General features: G+C 67.9%; 16 protein-coding genes. 12 read left to right on the forward strand and 4 right to left on the reverse strand.

Annotated elements, in window-relative coordinates; all coding sequences use genetic code 11:
• Positions 1–47: 47 nt before the first annotated feature.
• A complete protein-coding gene (gene fabG / locus ACIQCY_RS11815; RefSeq protein WP_400484079.1) occupies positions 48–785 on the reverse strand; it encodes a 3-oxoacyl-ACP reductase FabG in 738 nt (245 codons plus the stop codon).
• A 218-nt stretch (positions 786–1,003) separates the two neighbouring features.
• Here fabG and ACIQCY_RS11820 point away from each other — a divergent pair, with 218 nt between their 5' ends.
• From ACIQCY_RS11820 to ACIQCY_RS11830, 3 genes are read left to right on the forward strand one after another with little or no spacing between them, the layout of a single operon-like run.
• Positions 1,004–1,438 (forward strand): DUF3099 domain-containing protein, encoded by a 435-nt coding sequence (locus ACIQCY_RS11820; RefSeq protein ID WP_400484080.1) that lies wholly within the window; start codon positions 1,004–1,006, stop codon positions 1,436–1,438.
• Positions 1,431–1,730 carry a hypothetical protein gene (locus ACIQCY_RS11825; RefSeq protein ID WP_400484081.1) on the forward strand — a complete coding sequence of 100 codons (300 nt, stop codon included), beginning with the start codon at positions 1,431–1,433 and terminating at the stop codon, positions 1,728–1,730. Before ACIQCY_RS11820 ends, ACIQCY_RS11825 begins: the two co-directional genes overlap by 8 nt.
• On the forward strand, positions 1,731–2,558 hold the full coding sequence (locus ACIQCY_RS11830; RefSeq protein ID WP_400484082.1) for an SURF1 family protein: 828 nt from the start codon (positions 1,731–1,733) through the stop codon (positions 2,556–2,558).
• Positions 2,559–2,608: 50 nt separating this feature from the next.
• On the opposite strand, the gene ACIQCY_RS11835 is transcribed toward ACIQCY_RS11830, so the two are convergent.
• Entirely contained in the window at positions 2,609–3,331 is a 723-nt protein-coding gene (locus tag ACIQCY_RS11835) for an alpha/beta fold hydrolase (RefSeq protein ID WP_400484083.1), read from the reverse strand.
• 73 nt (positions 3,332–3,404) lie between these two features.
• On the opposite strand from ACIQCY_RS11835, the gene ACIQCY_RS11840 reads away from it, so the two are divergent.
• The 6 genes from ACIQCY_RS11840 to ACIQCY_RS11865 all read left to right on the forward strand — a co-directional run bounded on the left by ACIQCY_RS11840 (position 3,405) and on the right by ACIQCY_RS11865 (position 10,679).
• The gene (locus tag ACIQCY_RS11840; protein WP_400484084.1) at positions 3,405–4,103 is read left to right on the forward strand and encodes a helix-turn-helix transcriptional regulator; all 699 of its coding nucleotides are present in this window, start codon (positions 3,405–3,407) and stop codon (positions 4,101–4,103) included.
• 289 nt (positions 4,104–4,392) lie between these two features.
• Positions 4,393–5,889 (forward strand): nucleotide sugar dehydrogenase, encoded by a 1,497-nt coding sequence (locus ACIQCY_RS11845; RefSeq protein ID WP_400484085.1) that lies wholly within the window; start codon positions 4,393–4,395, stop codon positions 5,887–5,889.
• Positions 5,890–5,939: 50 nt separating this feature from the next.
• Positions 5,940–6,935 carry an NAD-dependent epimerase/dehydratase family protein gene (locus ACIQCY_RS11850; protein ID WP_400484086.1) on the forward strand — a complete coding sequence of 332 codons (996 nt, stop codon included), beginning with the start codon at positions 5,940–5,942 and terminating at the stop codon, positions 6,933–6,935.
• Between the two features lie 170 nt (positions 6,936–7,105).
• Positions 7,106–8,491: a polysaccharide deacetylase family protein gene (locus tag ACIQCY_RS11855; protein WP_400484087.1), complete on the forward strand. Its 1,386-nt coding sequence runs from the start codon at positions 7,106–7,108 to the stop codon at positions 8,489–8,491.
• Between the two features lie 65 nt (positions 8,492–8,556).
• Complete coding sequence (locus ACIQCY_RS11860) at positions 8,557–9,318, forward strand: hypothetical protein (protein ID WP_400484088.1); 762 nt, start codon at positions 8,557–8,559, stop codon at positions 9,316–9,318.
• A gap of 50 nt (positions 9,319–9,368) precedes the next feature.
• Positions 9,369–10,679 carry a glycosyltransferase family 2 protein gene (locus ACIQCY_RS11865; RefSeq protein ID WP_400484089.1) on the forward strand — a complete coding sequence of 437 codons (1,311 nt, stop codon included), beginning with the start codon at positions 9,369–9,371 and terminating at the stop codon, positions 10,677–10,679.
• Positions 10,680–10,728: 49 nt separating this feature from the next.
• On the opposite strand, the gene ACIQCY_RS11870 is transcribed toward ACIQCY_RS11865, so the two are convergent.
• Entirely contained in the window at positions 10,729–12,327 is a 1,599-nt protein-coding gene (locus ACIQCY_RS11870) for an ABC-F family ATP-binding cassette domain-containing protein (RefSeq protein WP_400484090.1), read from the reverse strand.
• A 171-nt stretch (positions 12,328–12,498) separates the two neighbouring features.
• Between ACIQCY_RS11870 and ACIQCY_RS11875 the strand changes: the two genes are divergently transcribed.
• Genes ACIQCY_RS11875 through ACIQCY_RS11885 form a run of 3 tightly spaced genes read left to right on the forward strand, consistent with a single transcriptional unit; the run spans position 12,499 to position 14,482 of the window.
• Positions 12,499–13,134: a biotin transporter BioY gene (locus ACIQCY_RS11875; RefSeq protein WP_400484091.1), complete on the forward strand. Its 636-nt coding sequence runs from the start codon at positions 12,499–12,501 to the stop codon at positions 13,132–13,134.
• Positions 13,131–13,832: an energy-coupling factor ABC transporter ATP-binding protein gene (locus ACIQCY_RS11880; RefSeq protein WP_400484092.1), complete on the forward strand. Its 702-nt coding sequence runs from the start codon at positions 13,131–13,133 to the stop codon at positions 13,830–13,832. Before ACIQCY_RS11875 ends, ACIQCY_RS11880 begins: the two co-directional genes overlap by 4 nt.
• A complete protein-coding gene (locus ACIQCY_RS11885; RefSeq protein WP_400484093.1) occupies positions 13,829–14,482 on the forward strand; it encodes an energy-coupling factor transporter transmembrane component T family protein in 654 nt (217 codons plus the stop codon). The genes ACIQCY_RS11880 and ACIQCY_RS11885 overlap by 4 nt, the downstream gene beginning before the upstream one ends.
• A 40-nt stretch (positions 14,483–14,522) precedes the next feature.
• Here ACIQCY_RS11885 and ACIQCY_RS11890 read toward each other — a convergent pair whose 3' ends face one another.
• Positions 14,523–16,898, reverse strand: coding sequence for an HAD-IC family P-type ATPase (locus tag ACIQCY_RS11890; RefSeq protein WP_400484094.1), 2,376 nt, complete (start codon positions 16,896–16,898; stop codon positions 14,523–14,525).
• Between the last annotated feature and the right edge of the window lie 17 nt (positions 16,899–16,915).

The raw sequence follows: 16,915 nt of genomic DNA on the forward strand, positions 1-16,915 counted from the left end.
CAGGACTGGATGGTGCTGCGTGCTGGCGGGGTGCTGCTGGCCTGACCTCAGTGCCCCATCCCGAGGCCGCCGTCTACGGGGATGACCGCACCGGAGATGTACCCGGCGGCGTCACCGGCCAGCCAGGAGACGACACCGGCGACCTCCTCCGGCGAGGCGAAGCGACCGGCGGGGATGGTGGCGAGGTAGCTCTTGCGGGTGTCCTCCGGCAGCTCCGCGGTCATGTCGGTGTCGATGAACCCCGGGGCCACGACGTTGGCCGTGATGCCGCGCGAGCCGAGCTCGCGCGTCAGCGAGCGGGCGATACCCACGAGCCCTGCCTTCGAAGCGGAGTAGTTGATCTGCCCCGGTGCTCCGTACAGGCCCGTGACGCTCGAGATCAGGATGACGCGGCCGCGCTTCATCCTGATCATCCCGCGGGATGCCCGCTTGACCACGCGGAACGCGCCCGTGAGGTTGGTGTCGATGACGTCGGTGAAGTCGCTCTCGGTCATGCGCATGAGCAGCGTGTCCCGCGTGATGCCCGCGTTCGCGACGAGGACCTCCACGGGCCCGTGCTCCGCCTCGACCCGCGAGAACGCCGCGTCGATCTGCTCTTCGCTCGTGACGTCGGCCTTGACGCCGAGCATCCCGTCGGGGACGTCGCCACTTCGGTAGGTGATGGCAACCTTGTCGCCGTTGGCTACGAATACCTTGGCGATGGCAAGGCCGATACCCCGGTTGCCTCCCGTAATGAGGACGCTGCGGCCGGACGCCGTCGTCGTGCTGTCTGCACCAGATGCCAAGGGGAAACTCCTCTGTCTGCGGGCCGGAAGGGGTCCACGTTGTTCGATGTCCAGTTCGAGCCCGGCGATCCGGCGGACGATCCGGCGGGGGCGCAACCGCCCCTCGGACCCTGTCCGCGGCTACCCGTCAAACTATCCCGACGATCCTAGCGGCGCATCCCTCAACTTCGGGAACGGGACCCGGAGTGAGACAATGGAGGGAGTCTTTTTGGAGTGTGATGAGTAAACAATCGAAGCACAACACAGACGTCCACAGCATCTCCGACGCTCGTGAATCACACAGCGAGGAAATGCGCACACGAATGATCCGGTACACCGTCTCGATGAGCATCCGCCTCGTCTGTTTCGTCCTGGTCTTCGTCGTGCCCTACGTATGGCTGCAATGGGTGATGATCGCCGGAGCGGTATTCCTGCCGTACTTCGCCGTGATCGTCGCCAACGGCGGCAGCGACACCAGCAACATCCGACACAGCGATGCCCTGATCGACCGCGCCCCGGTTCGTGAGATCGAGGCAAGGGTGGTGGACTCCGAGCCGGACGACGGCGACGACGTCCTCAGCGGAGAGATCCTGGACGACACCGAGCCGGCCCATCCGGCGCAGCACGGTTCGCATGCAGCCGCCCGGGGAAGGTCCTCCAACGCCGATGCCTGACGTCCCACCGGTTCCGGGACCCGCGATCGGCCTGCCGCCCGCGGGTCTCGGACTGTTCGCGACGCCGCAGGGCGGACGGGGCGGGAGTCCCGTGTGCTCGCGCAAGGGCTGCCGGAGCGACGCCCAGTGGCAGGTGCTGTGGAACAACCCCCGCATCCACACCCCGGAGCGCAGGAAGGCGTGGGCATCGTGTCCGGACCACGTCGAGTGGTTCGAGGAGTACCTGCGGAACCGCGGACTCTGGAAGGAGACGCTCCCCCTGACCGCCGATCGACCGATGGAGACCCGCTAGGTGTACCGCTTCCTCTTCTCCGCCCGTTGGCTCGGCTGGCTCGCCATGGTCCTGGTCCTGGCCGCCGGCTGCGTCGGCCTCGGGCGCTGGCAACTGGACCGCCGTGAGGCGGTCGTGGAGAACATCCACCGCATCGAGGCGAACTACGACGCCTCGCCCGAGCGTTACGTGCCGGGCGTGAACGGCTTCGACACGTACGACCCGGCCCGCGAATGGACGCCCGTCACCTTCACCGGGACGTACGACGTCGCGCAGCAGGTCGTGGTGCGGAACCGGCCGATGAACGGCCAGCCCGGCTACGAGGTACTCACGCCGCTCAGGCTCGACGACGGTACGGCGGTCGTGATCGACCGCGGCTGGTTGCCCATCGGCAATGTCGAAGCGGGACGGCCGGACGAGATCCCGGCACCTCCCGCGGGCCGGGTCGAGGTCACGGCCCGGATGAAGCCGGGCGAGCCCGCGGTCAACCGCGGCGCGCCGGAGGGCCAGGTCGCGTCGATCGACCTCCCGTCACTCGCGGACCGATTGGACTACCCGCTGCAGGATGCCGCTTACGGCCTCCTGGCGCTCGAGCGACCGGCGGCGGCGCAGACGCCGGTCGCCGCGCCCAAGCCCTCCGTCGATGAGGGGCCGCACCTCTCCTACTCCATGCAGTGGTTCGCGTTCGGCGTGCTGGCGTTCGTGGGGCTGGGCTACGCCGCGCGACAGCAGCGCAGGAGCAATGCCGAACAGGACGGGACCGCTCCCGAGCGTCCGGCCCGGCAGCGCCGTCGTCCGTCCTCGGAAGAGGAAGAGGACGCCATCCTCGATGCGCAGGGCATCCGCTAGGTGTACCGACCGGACACGTCGATCGGTCGTGGTCCTGTTCGGCGAGGAGCCTACTCCGCTGACCGGATGACCGCGGCCAGGTCGCGGGGACGGCTCCACATGGGCCAATGGCCCGTCGGGAGGTCGACGACGTCGAGGTGCTCGAGGTTCCCGACCTCGGCGAACATGGCATGGCCTGCGCGGGCCAGCTCCAGCACCTGCGCGCCCGGGATGGAGCAGCACACCAGCGTGGTCCGGACCCTGCGGCGGGCATCGTTCGTCAGCTCGACGGGCTGGCGAAGCACGGGGCCGGGCTCGGGGACGGCCCGGGCCCGGAAACGCTCGAGGACCTCCGCGCTCAGGCCTTCGAGGCTCGCCTGCTGTGCGAGGACGTCGAAGGACGGCAGCGGAAGCTCCGCCAGACCCTCGGGGAGGTCCGGGGCGAAGACGCTGCCCGTCGCCACAGGGCCGGAGTCCACCCACACCACCCGATGAACAAGCTCAGGATGCCGGTCGAGGACGAGGCTGACGGGGGCGTTCGCCCCACTGTGAGCGACGAGCGTCACGGGCTGATCCACCGCGAGTCGAGTGATGACGTCCAGGACCGCTGCCGCCTGATCGTCGAGAGTCTTCGCCGCACGTTCGGGATCGTCCCCGTCGAGACCGGGCAGCGTCATCGCGACGGCACGGGAGTGGTCGGTGCTCAGGTGTTCAAGGACTTCGTCCCACGCCCAGGCGCCCAGCCAGTGGCCGGCGATGAGAAGGATGGTCGGACTGCTCGTAGTAGTTGTCATGCCACTACCCTCGTAGGCGCTGCAGGCAGGTGCATGTCACTATTTGTGTCATGAATGGGTTGCGGGCGGAACCGTGAAGCGGACCGAGCGGCTCCATGCCCTGTCCGAGATGCTGCGCCGTAACGGATCCCGGGGCTTCTCCGCCGAGCGGCTGGCACGAGAGTTCGGCGTGTCCGTGCGTACGGTCAAGAGGGACCTCGCTGCGCTCGAGAACAGCGGCGCGCCCGTATGGTCGCGCCCGGGTCCGGGCGGTGGCTACGGCCTGGCCATGGGTGCGTCCCTGCCGCCTGTCAGCCTGTCCCCGGCGCAGGCCGTGGCGCTCATGGCGGCCGTGTCCGCTGCGTCCGATGCCCCCTACGCCGATCTGGCAGCAGCCGGCATCCACAAGATCCTGGACGTCCTCGATCCCAGGACCCGGGCACGGGCCCACGAGCTGGCCGGCCGCGTCTGGGTCGACGCGCTCCCCCCTTCGTCACGCGCAACCAGGTCGGCACTGGAGGAGGCGATGGCCGAGCAGCGAGTGATCCGTCTTCGCTACACCGCGAGGGACGGGACCACGACCACCCGCGACGTGGAACCCGTGCTGTTCGCCTCCAGAAACGGCCAGTGGTACCTGGTCGGGTGGTGCCGGCTGCGCGACGCAATGCGATGGTTCACCGTGTCGCGCATCGAGCGGGCCACGGCGACCAGGACGGCCTGCGGCGGCCACACCATCCACGAGGTCGGAGAACCTCCAGCGAACGCCAGACCGGTGCACGGTCGGGGCGAGTGAACCACCCGGTCAACCTCTCCGATCAGTACAGCCAGGCACTACACGCCGCTCCGGTGCTTCCTGTCGGGGTGCCGGGCGGCGGTCCTCTCCCGACCCCTGCCGGATAGGCCGGAGGCATCCAGGGGCTCCCAGCCGGCTGCGGCGGCCCGATCCCCCTGCGGTGTCAGTAATGGCGTGGGGATTTGCACGTAGCCGGTCCCGAATTGCAGGTGGTCCTTCCGAGTGTTCCGAGTCGGAGTCGCGTGCATTTCACTCGTGCACGTGGAGAAAGCACTTTATAGAGTGACGTTTGCGGCGATGGATCCACTGCAACCTGTCAATACAGCCATGGCTCCGTGCATGGACACCGCACACAGGCATTCAAAGGTCGCCTTCCGAATCAGGACCGGAATCGTCGTTAGAGAAGGATGTAGTTATGACTGGAAATCTGGTTGCTGGTCCGAAATTGTGGAGCAGGCGCAAGGCGACGAAATTGCTGGACCCTTTGCCCACGACGTTCGAAGCGCCGCAGGATGAAGCGCCCCGCGCCTTCGACTTCGACGTCGCGATCGTCGGGATGGGCTACGTCGGCCTGCCCACGTCGTTGGCTTTCAGCGCCGCCGGCGCGAGGGTGCTCGGCGTCGACGTCAGCTCCGACCGACTCGATGTCATCAGGAGCGGGCGAGCGGACCTGGTGGATTCGGACCGGGAGCGCCTCACGCGGGCCCTCACGGATCCATCCTTCGAGCTGACCTCCGATCCGACGCGCCTTTCCAGGGCTGCGGCGGTCATCATCTGCGTGCCCACGCCGGTGGACGCCTATCTGGTCCCCGACCTCCGGATACTCGACTCCGCGTGCCAGGCCGTGGTCGAGCAGGCCGTCAGCGGCCAACTGATCCTCCTGACGTCGACCACGTATGTCGGCAGTACGCGTCATCTCCTCGCTACTCCGCTGGCGAAGCGCGGGCTGATCGCCGGAAGCAATATCCATGTGGCCTTCAGCCCTGAGCGCATCAATCCGGGAACCGAGAGTTTCGCACACGAGGACGTGCCGCGGGTCGTCGGCGGAATCACGAATAGTTGCACTGCCGCGGCGGAGGCTCTTATCGGTACCTATACCCGGTTGATCCACGTCGTGAGTTCCGCGGATGCGGCCGAGATGACAAAGCTCGTCGAGAATACTTTCCGAGCCGTCAATATCGGATTGGCGAACGAATTCGCGGACATGGCGAATTCCCTGAAATTGGATGTCATGGAGGTGATCAATGCCGCGGCCACAAAGCCTTACGGGTTCATGGCTTTCACACCCGGACCGGGGGTGGGCGGCCACTGCATACCCTGCGACCCCCACTATCTGCTCTGGCAGATGCGAAGGCTCCGTTTGTCGACTCCGGTGATCGAACAGGCGATGAACGCCATCGCGGCCCGCCCCGGCAGGGTCGTCGACCGGATCCGCAAGATCCTGTCGGACAGCGACAGGGGGCTGCATTCCGCCCGCGTGCTGGTTGTCGGCGTCGCCTACAAGCCCGATGTCGAAGACCTGCGCGAATCGCCGGCCCTCGAGATCATCGGGAGCCTCCTCGAAGAGGGCACTGTCGTCGGGTATCACGATCACCTGATCCCGACCCTGCGTCTCGACGACGGCACCGTCCTGGAGCACAACCAGGATCCCGGTGGCTTCGAAGCGGATCTGGTGCTCCTGCATACTGCGCACAGCAACACCGATACCAGTTGGATCTCACCCGAGGTCTCGGTGCTGGATTCGACGTTCCGTCTCCCCCACGGAGCAAACATCCTCCACCTCTAGACGGGGCGGCCATCCTTCACCTCACGACGAACCTGCTGGGAGAACCACGAATGAAGACTGTAATCACGGGCGGCGCCGGCTTCATCGGCAGTCATCTGACCGAATACCTGCTGAAAGCCGGAGACAGCGTCACGGTGCTCGACGACCTGTCCACCGGATCGCTGGAGAACCTGAAGGAAAGCTGGGACCACGCTGCCTTCACCTTCCTCGAAGGCAGCATCCTGGACCGCGAGGCGGTCCGCCAGGTGGTCAGCGGCTCCGACCGGGTGTTCCACCTGGCTGCCGCCGTGGGGGTGCACCTGATCGTGGACCATCCGCTCGAGAGCCTCCGCACCAACATCCATGGCACGGAGGTCGTTCTCGACGCCTGCCTGGAGGCAGGGGCGGACCTCCTCCTGGCCTCTACGAGCGAGATCTACGGCAAGAACACCTCGGACCGGTTGTCCGAAGACGCGGATCGCATCCTCGGCTCACCGCTCAAGTCACGGTGGACCTACGCCGCGGCCAAGGGGATCGACGAGGCCTTCGCCCACGCCTACTGGCGCGAGTACGGCTTGCAGGTTTCCATCGTGCGTCTCTTCAATACGGTCGGACCCCGCCAGACCGGGCGCTACGGCATGGTCGTGCCGAACCTCGTGGGACAGGCACTGCGCGGCGAACCGCTCACCGTCCACGGCGACGGACAGCAGACCCGCTGCTTCTCCTACGTTGGGGACGTCATTCCCGCGATCGTCCGCATCGCCGAGGAACCGGCAACCCGGGGCCTCGCCGTCAATCTCGGAGGCCTGCAGGAGATCTCCATCATCGAGCTGGCCGAGCGCACGATCAAGCTGCTCAGCAGTACCAGCGAGATCACCCTGGTCCCCTACGATCAGGCCTACGGCACCGGCTATGAGGACATGCGGCGCAGGGTCCCCGACAATTCCCTCGCCGGGCGACTCGTCCATTTCAAGCCGACCACGACCGTAGACACGATCATCCTCCGGGTGGCCAAGGCGATGCTCTCGACTGCTCCGGGTGAGGTGCACGCGGGAGCCATTCGGTGAAGCGGATCCGCCGACGAAGGGCCAAAGGTCCCCCTCGCCCGGCGTCGTCGGATGGCTCGTGCGACCAGGCGCACGAGCCCCTAGCCGCGCTGCAGAACATCCTGTCGGCCCTCCTTCTGGTCCTCCTCCTCCTCGCCGGGTCGATCCACGGGTCGGCACCGGCGCCGGCCATGACGGGTATCGACACCATCGCCGAGACGGACATGCCCGCTCGGCAGACGGTCGTCAGCCTGACGTTCGATGACGGCCATGACGATCAGCTCGAAGCCTCCCGGATCATGGACAGGCTTGGGTTGAAGGGCACCTTCTACATCTCGTCGGGCCTCATCGCCGAAGAGGATGCCCCCGGGGATCCAGGGACGAAAAAGATGACCCTCGCCGATGTACGGGCCCTTCAGGCCGGCGGTCACGAGATTGGCGGCCACACGGTTTCCCATGCCGACCTGGCGGCGCTGAGCCCGGAGGAGGTCCAGCGACAGGTCTGCAAGGACCGGACCAATCTGATGGACCTCGGGTTGAGGATCACCAGTTTTGCGTACCCCTTCGGGGCGGCCACTCATGAGACCGAACGGATCACTGCCGGGTGCGGCTACAACAGCGCGCGCGGCCTGGGCGATCTCCTGAGCCCGGACGTACTCGGTGTGGCCAACACCTGCGACAACTGTCCCGTTGCAGAGACGATGCCGCCCGCGAATGCCTTCAGGACCAGGGCGCCGAATCAGCAGGAGAACACCTGGACGCTCGCGGACCTCCAGGGCACCGTCACGAACGCGGAGACCACCGGAGGATGGCTGCAGTTGACCTTCCACCATGTCGACGACACCGGGGGCGTCCTCTCCGTTCCGCCGTCGGTGTTCGACGCTTTCTCGGTGTGGCTGGCGGCCCGTGCCGAGCACGGCACGGTGGTGAAGACCGTGGACGAGGTGATCGGAGGGTCCGAACAGGTCGCCGCCGACCCACCGGCCCGGGCGACGTCCGGCAACCTCGTCCGGAATCCGGGCTACGAGACACGTGCCCCCGACGGTGAGACGCCCGAGTGCTGGCAGCGCGCCGGCTGGGGGGAGAACCGGCGTTCCTTCACGCTCCAGGGCGATGCCCACACGGGAGACACCAGCCACCGGTTGCACATATCCAAGCATGTCGACGGCGACGCGAAGCTCCTGCCGACCATGGACCTGGGCACCTGTTCTCCCCCCGTGGAATCGACCAAGGCCTACGATCTCGGTGCCTGGTACAAATCGAGCGTGGAGACCCAGTTCGAGATCTACATCCGTCACTCCGACGGGAGCTGGACCTACTGGACCTCGAGTCCCCTGTTCCCTCCGACGGACGAGTGGACGCACGCGACCTTCACCACACCCCCCGTTCCCGACGGCGTCGACGGGTTGAGCTTCGGCCTGAACCTCATGCGTGCGGGCACGCTCATCACGGACGACTACAGCCAGACGGTCGACATCGACTGGCGCGACTTCGCCAGCAGCGCGATGAAAGCCTCATGGGCGCTCCTGTGGCGTTCGATCGCAGTGTCGTGGAAGGAGCTGACGTCATGGTGGTGAGCGTTGGGGAAGTAGGAGCAACAACCGGTGATCATCGACGACGAAGAGGGACGAAGGATACTGCGGTGGAACTACTCCGACGACCGTCCAGGGCCTCGATCATGTTCGCGGTGATGGGCATCGCACTGATCATCGCCGGGACGACGGCGATCGTCGCCTCGCAGGAGGATTCGAAGTACCCGTGGCACACGAACATCGTCTCGACGACCTTCTGGGTCGGTGAGATCCACGATGCTTCGGCCTCGGACGGCAGCCAGGTGTTCTCCACCTACGATTCGCGCTGGATGGAGAGCTATGGCGGGTGCGACGGCGTCCTGACCGCCGACGGTTGCGCGACCGAGCGACGCGTGGCTGAGAACGACTATTTCCCCAGCAGCATGACGCCTCTGCAGAACCCGTTCTACCTGGACCTGCCCTTCGACGACGTCAACAACCCGGAGGCCTTCGCACGCCGTGGCACGGTCATCCCGTGGGCCGCCGCGGAGGCCGCGGACAACCCGGCGCTGCTGACCAGTGATCGGCACAGTTTCATGAAGAACCGGTGGGTGAAGCTGAAGAAGGGGTCGGCCGTGTGTTACGGACAGATCCAGGACGCCGGCCCGGCCGTGTACAACGACAGCGCCTATGTCTTCGGGAGCGACGACCGGCGGCCTGCGAGCACCGAGTACAACGGCGCAGGCCTGGACGTATCGCCTGCCCTGAACGGCTGTCTCGGCTACGAGAACCTCGACGGCGCGGAGGACCGCGTCGACTGGCAGTTCGTCGATGCCGAGGATGTCCCCGACGGGCCCTGGCGAAGAATCGTCACCACCAGCCAAGTCCAATGAAGAGGCAGCGCAATGGTCACCAGAAGCTCGCGTAACGGTATCGGAGAATCATGGACTTCCTGACTTTCATGCTCGTGATCCTGCTGGTGGTGGGTTTCAGCACGACCTTCTGGACTCTCGCCGGCGCGTGCCGCGGCGTGGGCGAGGCGTACCGGCGCGCGCCGTCCACACGTGGCGCATCACGCCTGCCGGGCACGCCCGAGATCAGCGAGGTCGCCGTGCTGATCGCCGCACACAACGAAGCGGCGTCTATCGCGAAGTCGATCAGCGCGGCGACGGCCCTGGTGCCGGCGTCGAACATCCATGTGATCTCCGACAGATCCACCGACGAGACCGTCCGGATCTCTCGGGGAATGGGGGTCAACGTGCTGGACCTCGAGGTCAACCGCGGAAAGGCAGGCGCGCTGGCCGAGGGGATCAGGTACTTCGAATTGTGCGAACGGTTCGAAGTGGTGCTCATCCTGGATGCGGATACCCGCCCCACCAGGGACTACCTGACGACCGGGCTCCCGCTCTTCGCAGATCAGGGAGTCGCCGCGGTCGCCGGCCGCGCCAAGTCGATCGTCGGAACCGGCCGCAGGCCGCTGATCGGCCGTCTCCTGGTGGCATACCGTGACAGGCTCTATCTCGTCGTGCAGCTTCTTCTGAAGTACGGCCAGGCGGCCAAGCCAGCGAACGTCGTGAACATCGTTCCGGGTTTTGCGAGCATGTATCGCACCTCGGTGCTCAAGCACATCGACGTGGCGGGCCGGGGGCTCGTGATCGAGGACTTCAACATGACGTTCGACGTGCACGCGCGAAAGCTCGGGCGGATAGCCTTCCATCCCTCGGCTGCGGTCGCCTACACGGAGGATCCCGACAACCTCGGCGACTACATGCGCCAGATCAGGCGATGGAACCTCGGGTTCTGGCAGACCGTCAGGCGGCACCGGTTCCGGTTCACGAAATTCTGGATCAACCTGTGCATCCACATCGTCGAGCTCGTCGTCAGCGGGATCCTCCTGCTCTCGCTCCTGCCGCTGCTGGCCCTGTCCCTCATCGTCGACGCGCTCCCGCAGACACAGTCACTCCCCGTGCCCGTGGAGTGGCTTGCCGAGGCCGTACCCCTGGAAGCCGTCTTCCTGGGTGTCTTCGTGCCCGACTTCCTCCTGTCGGTACTGGCCGCCGTGCTCCTCAAGCGTCCGGCGTACCTCGTCTTCGGATTGATCTTTCCTTTCGTGCGCATGCTGGACGCAGCCATCTGCCTGAGCCAGATCCCGAAGGCCTGGGCTCCTGACGGGTCGAGCGGCATCTGGATCAGCCCACGACGCCGCGAGGCCGCCGTCCACGGGCGGAGGCGTCCCCTGCACGCGCTCGAATAGATCGATCGGGCGTGACGACGGAGTAGGCCGGCGGCCCGGGCCACCGGACCTAGGCCAGGGTGACGAGCTCCAGGTAGTCCTGGTTCCACAGGTCCTCCACGCCGTCAGGCAGGAGGACCACCCGCTCCGGGTCCAGGGCGTCGACGGCGCCCTCGTCGTGGCTGACCATGACCACGGCGCCGCTGTAGTTCTTGAGCGCACCGAGGATCTCGGCGCGGCTGGCCGGATCGAGGTTGTTCGTGGGCTCGTCGAGCAGCAGCACGTTGGCGGAGGACGCGACGATCGTGGCGAGGGCCAACCGGGTCTTCTCCCCACCGGAGAGCACCCCTGCGGGCTTGTTGACGTCGTCGCCCGAGAAGAGGAACGAACCGAGGATGCCGCGGACTTCCGCGTCCTGCATGTCCGGGGCCGAGGACTTCATGTTCTCGAGGACCGTGCGCTCGGTGTCCAGGGTCTCGTGCTCCTGCGCGTAGTACCCGACCTTGAGGCCGTGCCCGGCGATGACCTTCCCCGTATCGGGCTTGTCCACGCCGGCCAGCATCCGTAGCAGCGTGGTCTTCCCTGCACCGTTGAGTCCGAGGATCACCACCTTGGAACCGCGATCGATCGCGAGGTCCACGTCGGTGAAGATCTCGAGCGAGCCGTAGGACTTGCTGAGCCCCTCCGCCGTCATCGGCGTCTTGCCGCAAGGGGACGGCTCGGGGAAGCGCAGGGCGGCCACACGATCCGAGGCACGGACGGCGTCGAGCCCGCCGAGCAGGCGTTCGGCACGCTTGGCCATGTTCTGCGCGGCGACGGCCTTCGAGGCCTTCGCGCGCATCTTGTTGGCCTGGTCCATGAGGACCTGCGCCTTCTTCTCGGCATTCGTGCGTTCACGCTTGCGCGCCCGCTCGTCCGTCTCGCGCTGCAGCTGGTAGCGCTTCCAGCCCATGTTGTAGATGTCGATCGTCGCGCGGTTGGCATCCAGCTGGAACACCTTGTTCACCGTGGCCTCGAGCAGCTCCACGTCGTGGCTGATCACGATCAGCCCGCCCTGGTGGTTCTTCAGGAAGTCCCGAAGCCAGGTGATGGAGTCGGCGTCGAGGTGGTTCGTCGGCTCGTCGAGGAGCATGGTCTCCGCGCCCGAGAAGAGGATCCGGGCGAGCTCCACGCGCCGGCGCTGGCCGCCGGAGAGGGTCTTGAGGGGCTGGTTGAGGATGCGCTCGGGCAGCGCGAGGTTCGAGGAGATGGACGCCGCCTCGGCCTCGGCAGCGTAGCCACCACCGGCCAAGAAGGCGGCCTCGATGCGGTCGTAGCGCGCCATCGCCTTGTTCCGGACGGAGGTCTTCTCGCTCGCCATGTCCTCCTGCGCCTGGCGCAGCTCCCCGACGACGGCGTCGAGGTTGCGTGCCGAGAGGATGCGGTCGCGGGCGAGCTGCTCCATGTTCGGCGTGCGCGGGTCCTGCGGCAGGTAGCCGATCTCACCCGAGCGGGTCACGTTTCCGCCTGCCGGCAGCGACTCCCCCGCCAGTACCTTGGTGAGCGTCGTCTTGCCGGCGCCATTGCGCCCGACGAGTCCGATCTTGTCGCCCTTGTCCACACGGAAGGACACCTCGTCCATGAGCAGGCGGGCGCCGGCCCGGAGCTCCAGGTTCGATACGTTGATCACGGTGAGGCCTTTCGATGGTGCCAGAGACGGCGTTTTGTTGTAGGAATCCCACAAGGGATCCCCGGTTGACCGGCGCTAGTCTCGGTACAGAAGCAGTAACAGCTGGAGGAAGTCGACAAATCACCGGATCGGCCGGTGCGACTCCGGCCCGCTGCTGAAGGAGCGTGTGCCATGCAGCCAGCCGAGGAAACCCTTGCCGGATCGACCGGCAGCAGCCGGCCGTCGTCCAGAAAGCGGTGGGATACCACCGATCTCTCGCTGGTCGCGGTCTTCGCCGCCCTCATTGCCGCCCTTGCAATCTTACCCGGTATCCCGGTCGGTCCGCTCGGAGTGCCGATCACCCTCCAGACCCTGGGGGTGATGCTCGCCGGCATCGTGCTCGGCCCTGCGCGTGGAGCGGCCGCCGTCCTGCTGTACCTCGTCGCCGGGCTGATCGGCCTGCCGGTCTTCAGCGGTTTCAGCGGAGGCGTCGGGGTCCTCGCCGGACCCTCGGCCGGCTACCTCGTGGCCTTCCCCCTCGCGGCCCTCGTCGCCGGGCTGCTGGCCGTGGTCGTCGTCCGCAGGGCGACGCGGTTCAGGAGCGGGCTCCTCTTCCTCGCCTGCCTCGCCGCGAGCCTGCTCACCATCCATCCGCTGGGCGTGGCGGGACTCATGGTCAACGCGGGGCTGCCCCTCCGGGACGCGATCGTCATCGACGCCGCCTACCTCCCCGGTGACGTCCTCAAGAACGTCCTCGCAGCGGTGATCGCGGTATCGGTCCACCGTGCCTTCCCGCGGCTCCTTGCGGGGCAGCGGCCCACTGCGTGATCGAGTTCCGGGATGCGGAGGTCCGTACGGACGACGGCGCGCGGACCCTCCTCCATCCACTCACGCTGACCCTGTCGGAGCAGCGGGTCTCCGTGATCGGTCCCAACGGATCCGGCAAGTCCACCCTTCTGCGACTCGTCAACGGGCTCCTCATCCCCTCCAGCGGATCGGTCGCGGTTCTCGGCAGGGACACCAGGACCGCGGGCAGTGCCGTGCGCCGTACCGTCGGCTTCGTCTTCACGGATCCCCTGTCGCAGCTCGTCATGCCCACCGGGCGCGAGGACGTGGAACTCTCCCTCCGTGCCAGGAGGCTGCCCGCGGCCGATCGCCGGCAGCGCGCCGAGGACCTCCTGCATCGCTTCGGCCTCGAGCATCTCGCGGACCGCAGCATCTACGACCTCTCCGGTGGCGAACGGCAGATCCTCGCCCTCGCCGTCGTCCTCGCGGTGGAACCGCGGGTCCTCGTCGCGGACGAACCGACCACGCTGCTCGACCTGCGCAACGACGCGCGCGTCCGGACGCTCATCGCAGGGCTTCCCCAGCAGGTGGTCTTCACCACCCATAACCTCGAGTTCGCCCTCGAGAGTGATCGGACACTCGTGATCGACGGCGGCAGGGTCGTCTTCGACGGCGAACCTCACGAAGCCGTTGCGCGGTACCGGGACCTCGCTGCCGTGCCCGGCCCGGAGCGCCCATGAGGGGGTTCGGGAGCACCCTCGGCCTCTACGAACCCGGCCGGGGCTTCCTGTACCGAACGCCCCTGGCCCTCAAGGCGGGTGCCTCCCTCGCCTGTGCCGTCGCCGTGGTCGCCTGGCGCTCCCCGCCGACGACGGCCGTCGCCCTGGTGGTGGCCCTCGCCTGCCTGGTGGCCGGTGCGCACGTGCCTCCCGCCAGGATCCTGCGGATGCTGCTGCCGGCCGCGCCGGTCCTCGGTGTCCTCGCGCTCTACCAGGGCATCGCGCAGGGGTGGCTGCGCGCCTTCGTCGTGGTCGGGGGGATCGCCGCGTGCCTGCTCGCAGCGCGGGCCCTGACGCTCACCACTCCCACGCAGGCCCTGCTCGACGGCGTCGTCCGCCTCGTCCGTCCCTTCCGGGCGGTCGGCGCCGACCCGGAACGGTTCGCCCTCGCCCTGTCGATCATGCTGAGGAGCATCCCCTACCTGGCGGGACTGTTCGTGGACGTCCGGGAGGCGGCACGGGCGCGCGGACTCGAGCGCAGCCCCCGCGTGGCCGTCACCCCGCTGGTCGTCGGCGCGGTCGCGTACGCACACCGGACGGGTGAGGCGCTTGCGGCGAGGGGCCTCGGCGACCACGACGTGGACGAGCCCGCCGACGCGCCGGACGCGTAGAGCGCGCCCCGAAGCGAGCGTGGCGGTGCCGGAAGGCGTGTCAGGAGCGGATGCTGCGGTGCACGACCTCGAGCACCAGGCTGGCGACGACGGAGACGCCGACGGCAACGAAGACCAGTTCCGGCGAGGGCACCGCGAGTTCGAGGAAGGTCCGGGCGGCTGGCAGGGACAGGATCAGGAGGAAGCCGCCGTAGGCTCCGACCACGATGCCCGCCGTGATCCTGGTGAAGGGTCGGGCGAGGACGACGAGCACCCACATCGCGCTGAGCGTGAGCGCGATGACGGCCGTCGTCCGGACCTCGTCGAACGGCGCCCCGGCCCCTGCATGGGCATACGCGACGGCTCCGATCACGGCGAGTGCCACCACGGCCCCGGACGGCACGCACAACCGTGCGACTCTCGGCAGGAACCCGGAGCGGTACCGCGGGGCGTTGGGCAGGAGGGCGAGCACCAGGGCCGGGAGGCCGATGGTGAGCCCGTCGACGACGGACAGCTGCCGCGGCAGGAACGGGAAGGGCCAGAGCAGCGCTCCGAAGACCAGGGCGAGCAGGACCGCGTAGACGGTCTTGGACAGGAACAGCTTGGCGACCCGCTCGACGTTCGCGATCACCTGCCTGCCCTCCGCCACGACGCCGGGAAGCCCCGAGAAGGCTCCATCGAGCAGCACGAGGTTGGCGACGGCCCTCGCCGCCGGCGCGCCGGATCCCATGGCGATGCCCAGATCGGCGTGCTTGAGTGCCAGGGTGTCGTTGATGCCGTCCCCGGTCATCGCCACGGTGTGCCCGAGCGACTGCAGCGCGAGCACCATGGCCTTCTTCTGGTCCGGGGTGACCCGGCCGAAGACGCTCTCGGTCCCGAGGATGTCGGCGAGGGCGTCCCGCTCGGTGGGGAGCGTCCGTGCGTCCACACCGTTCAGCTCGCCGGGGAGCCGCACCTCGCGGGCGACCGCGAGGACGGTGCCGGGATCATCACCGGAGATGATGATCACCCGCACGCCCTGCTCGCCGAAGTAGCGGATCGTCTCCGCGGCATCAGCGCGGACACGCTCACGGAGGACCACCAGCGCGACCGGCCGCAGGCCGTCCGGCAGGACCGGCTGCTTCGCATCGGCGCTCGGGGGAAACGGCCGGGGCGAGTGCGCCAGGACCAGGGTCCTGCCTCCCGAGGCGGCGGTCGCGGCGGCCCGAGCGACCATGCCGTCCCCGCGGCCGGCCCCGCCCAGCACCACATCCGCTCCGCCGAGGATCCAGGAACCACGCACGCTGCCGTCCGGGAAGTGCGCGCCGCTCCATTTGTGGCGGCTCGAGAACGGCACCGTGGCGTCCGGAGGTGCCCCTGCGGCCGTTGCGCCGAGATCCCCTGCTCCGATGGCCAGCGCGGTCGCGTTCGCCGCCGGGTCCCTGCCGAACCAGGCGAGCGCCCGCTGCCAACCGTCGGGGGCCCCGTCCACCGGTTCCAGCCTGTCCAGGGTGAACAGGCCCTCCGTCAGCGTTCCGGTCTTGTCGACGCACAGCACGTCCACGCGTGCCAGTCCCTCCACGGCGGCGAGTTCGTGGAGCAGCACCCGCCGCCGGGCCAGCCGGGCCGCGCCGACGGCGAGCGCCACGGATGTCATGAACACCAGGCCGGCCGGCACCATCGCGATGATGCTCGCAACCGCTGCGACCGTGGCCTCGCGCCACGCCCCGCTCGAGAGTGCCGCGGACCATCCGCCGACGGCCTGCAGCTGGCCGTTGAGCACGATCGCCGCGATCGGGACCAGGCCGATGGAGATCCAGCGGATGACCCGTCCGATCGACCGCCGCAGCTCGCTGTCCACGAGTGAGAACTGCCGGGCCTCCGAGGTGATCCGGGCAGCATAGGAATCGGCTCCGACGCGGATGACGCGTGCCAGCCCCGCACCGGCGGCGATCGTCGAACCACTCAGCACCTCACGCCCGATCGGCGCGGGCACGGGAACTGCTTCGCCCGTGAGCAGGGACTCGTCGACCTCCAGTTCGCGGCAGTCGACGACCTCGGCGTCCGCCGGCACCTGCTCCCCGGGGCGCAGCACGAGCAGGTCGTCGAGGACGACGGCGGCGACCGCGCATTCGGTGTCGACGCCGTCGCGGCGCACGAGCGCCCGCGGGGCATTGAGCACGGCCAGGCGCATCAGGGTACGCCTGGCCGTGAATTCCTGCACGACGCCGATGAGCGTGTTCGCGACGACGAAGACCCCGAAGAGAGCGTCCTGCCACGCTCCGAGCAGCAGCAGTGCCAGGAAGCACCCACCGACGACCGCGTTGAAGAGGGTGAGCACATTGGCCTGCAGGATGCGGACGAACGAACGCCCGGTCGTGTCGGGGCGGGTGTTGACGAGCCCCCGGGCCCTCCGGTCCAGCACGTCGGCCGTGCTCAGCCCATGCCATCCGCTCATGCGCCTGCTCCCCCCGG

The sequence above is a fragment of the Arthrobacter sp. NPDC092385 genome, assembly GCF_044755105.1.
Lineage (GTDB): Bacteria > Actinomycetota > Actinomycetes > Actinomycetales > Micrococcaceae > Arthrobacter_D.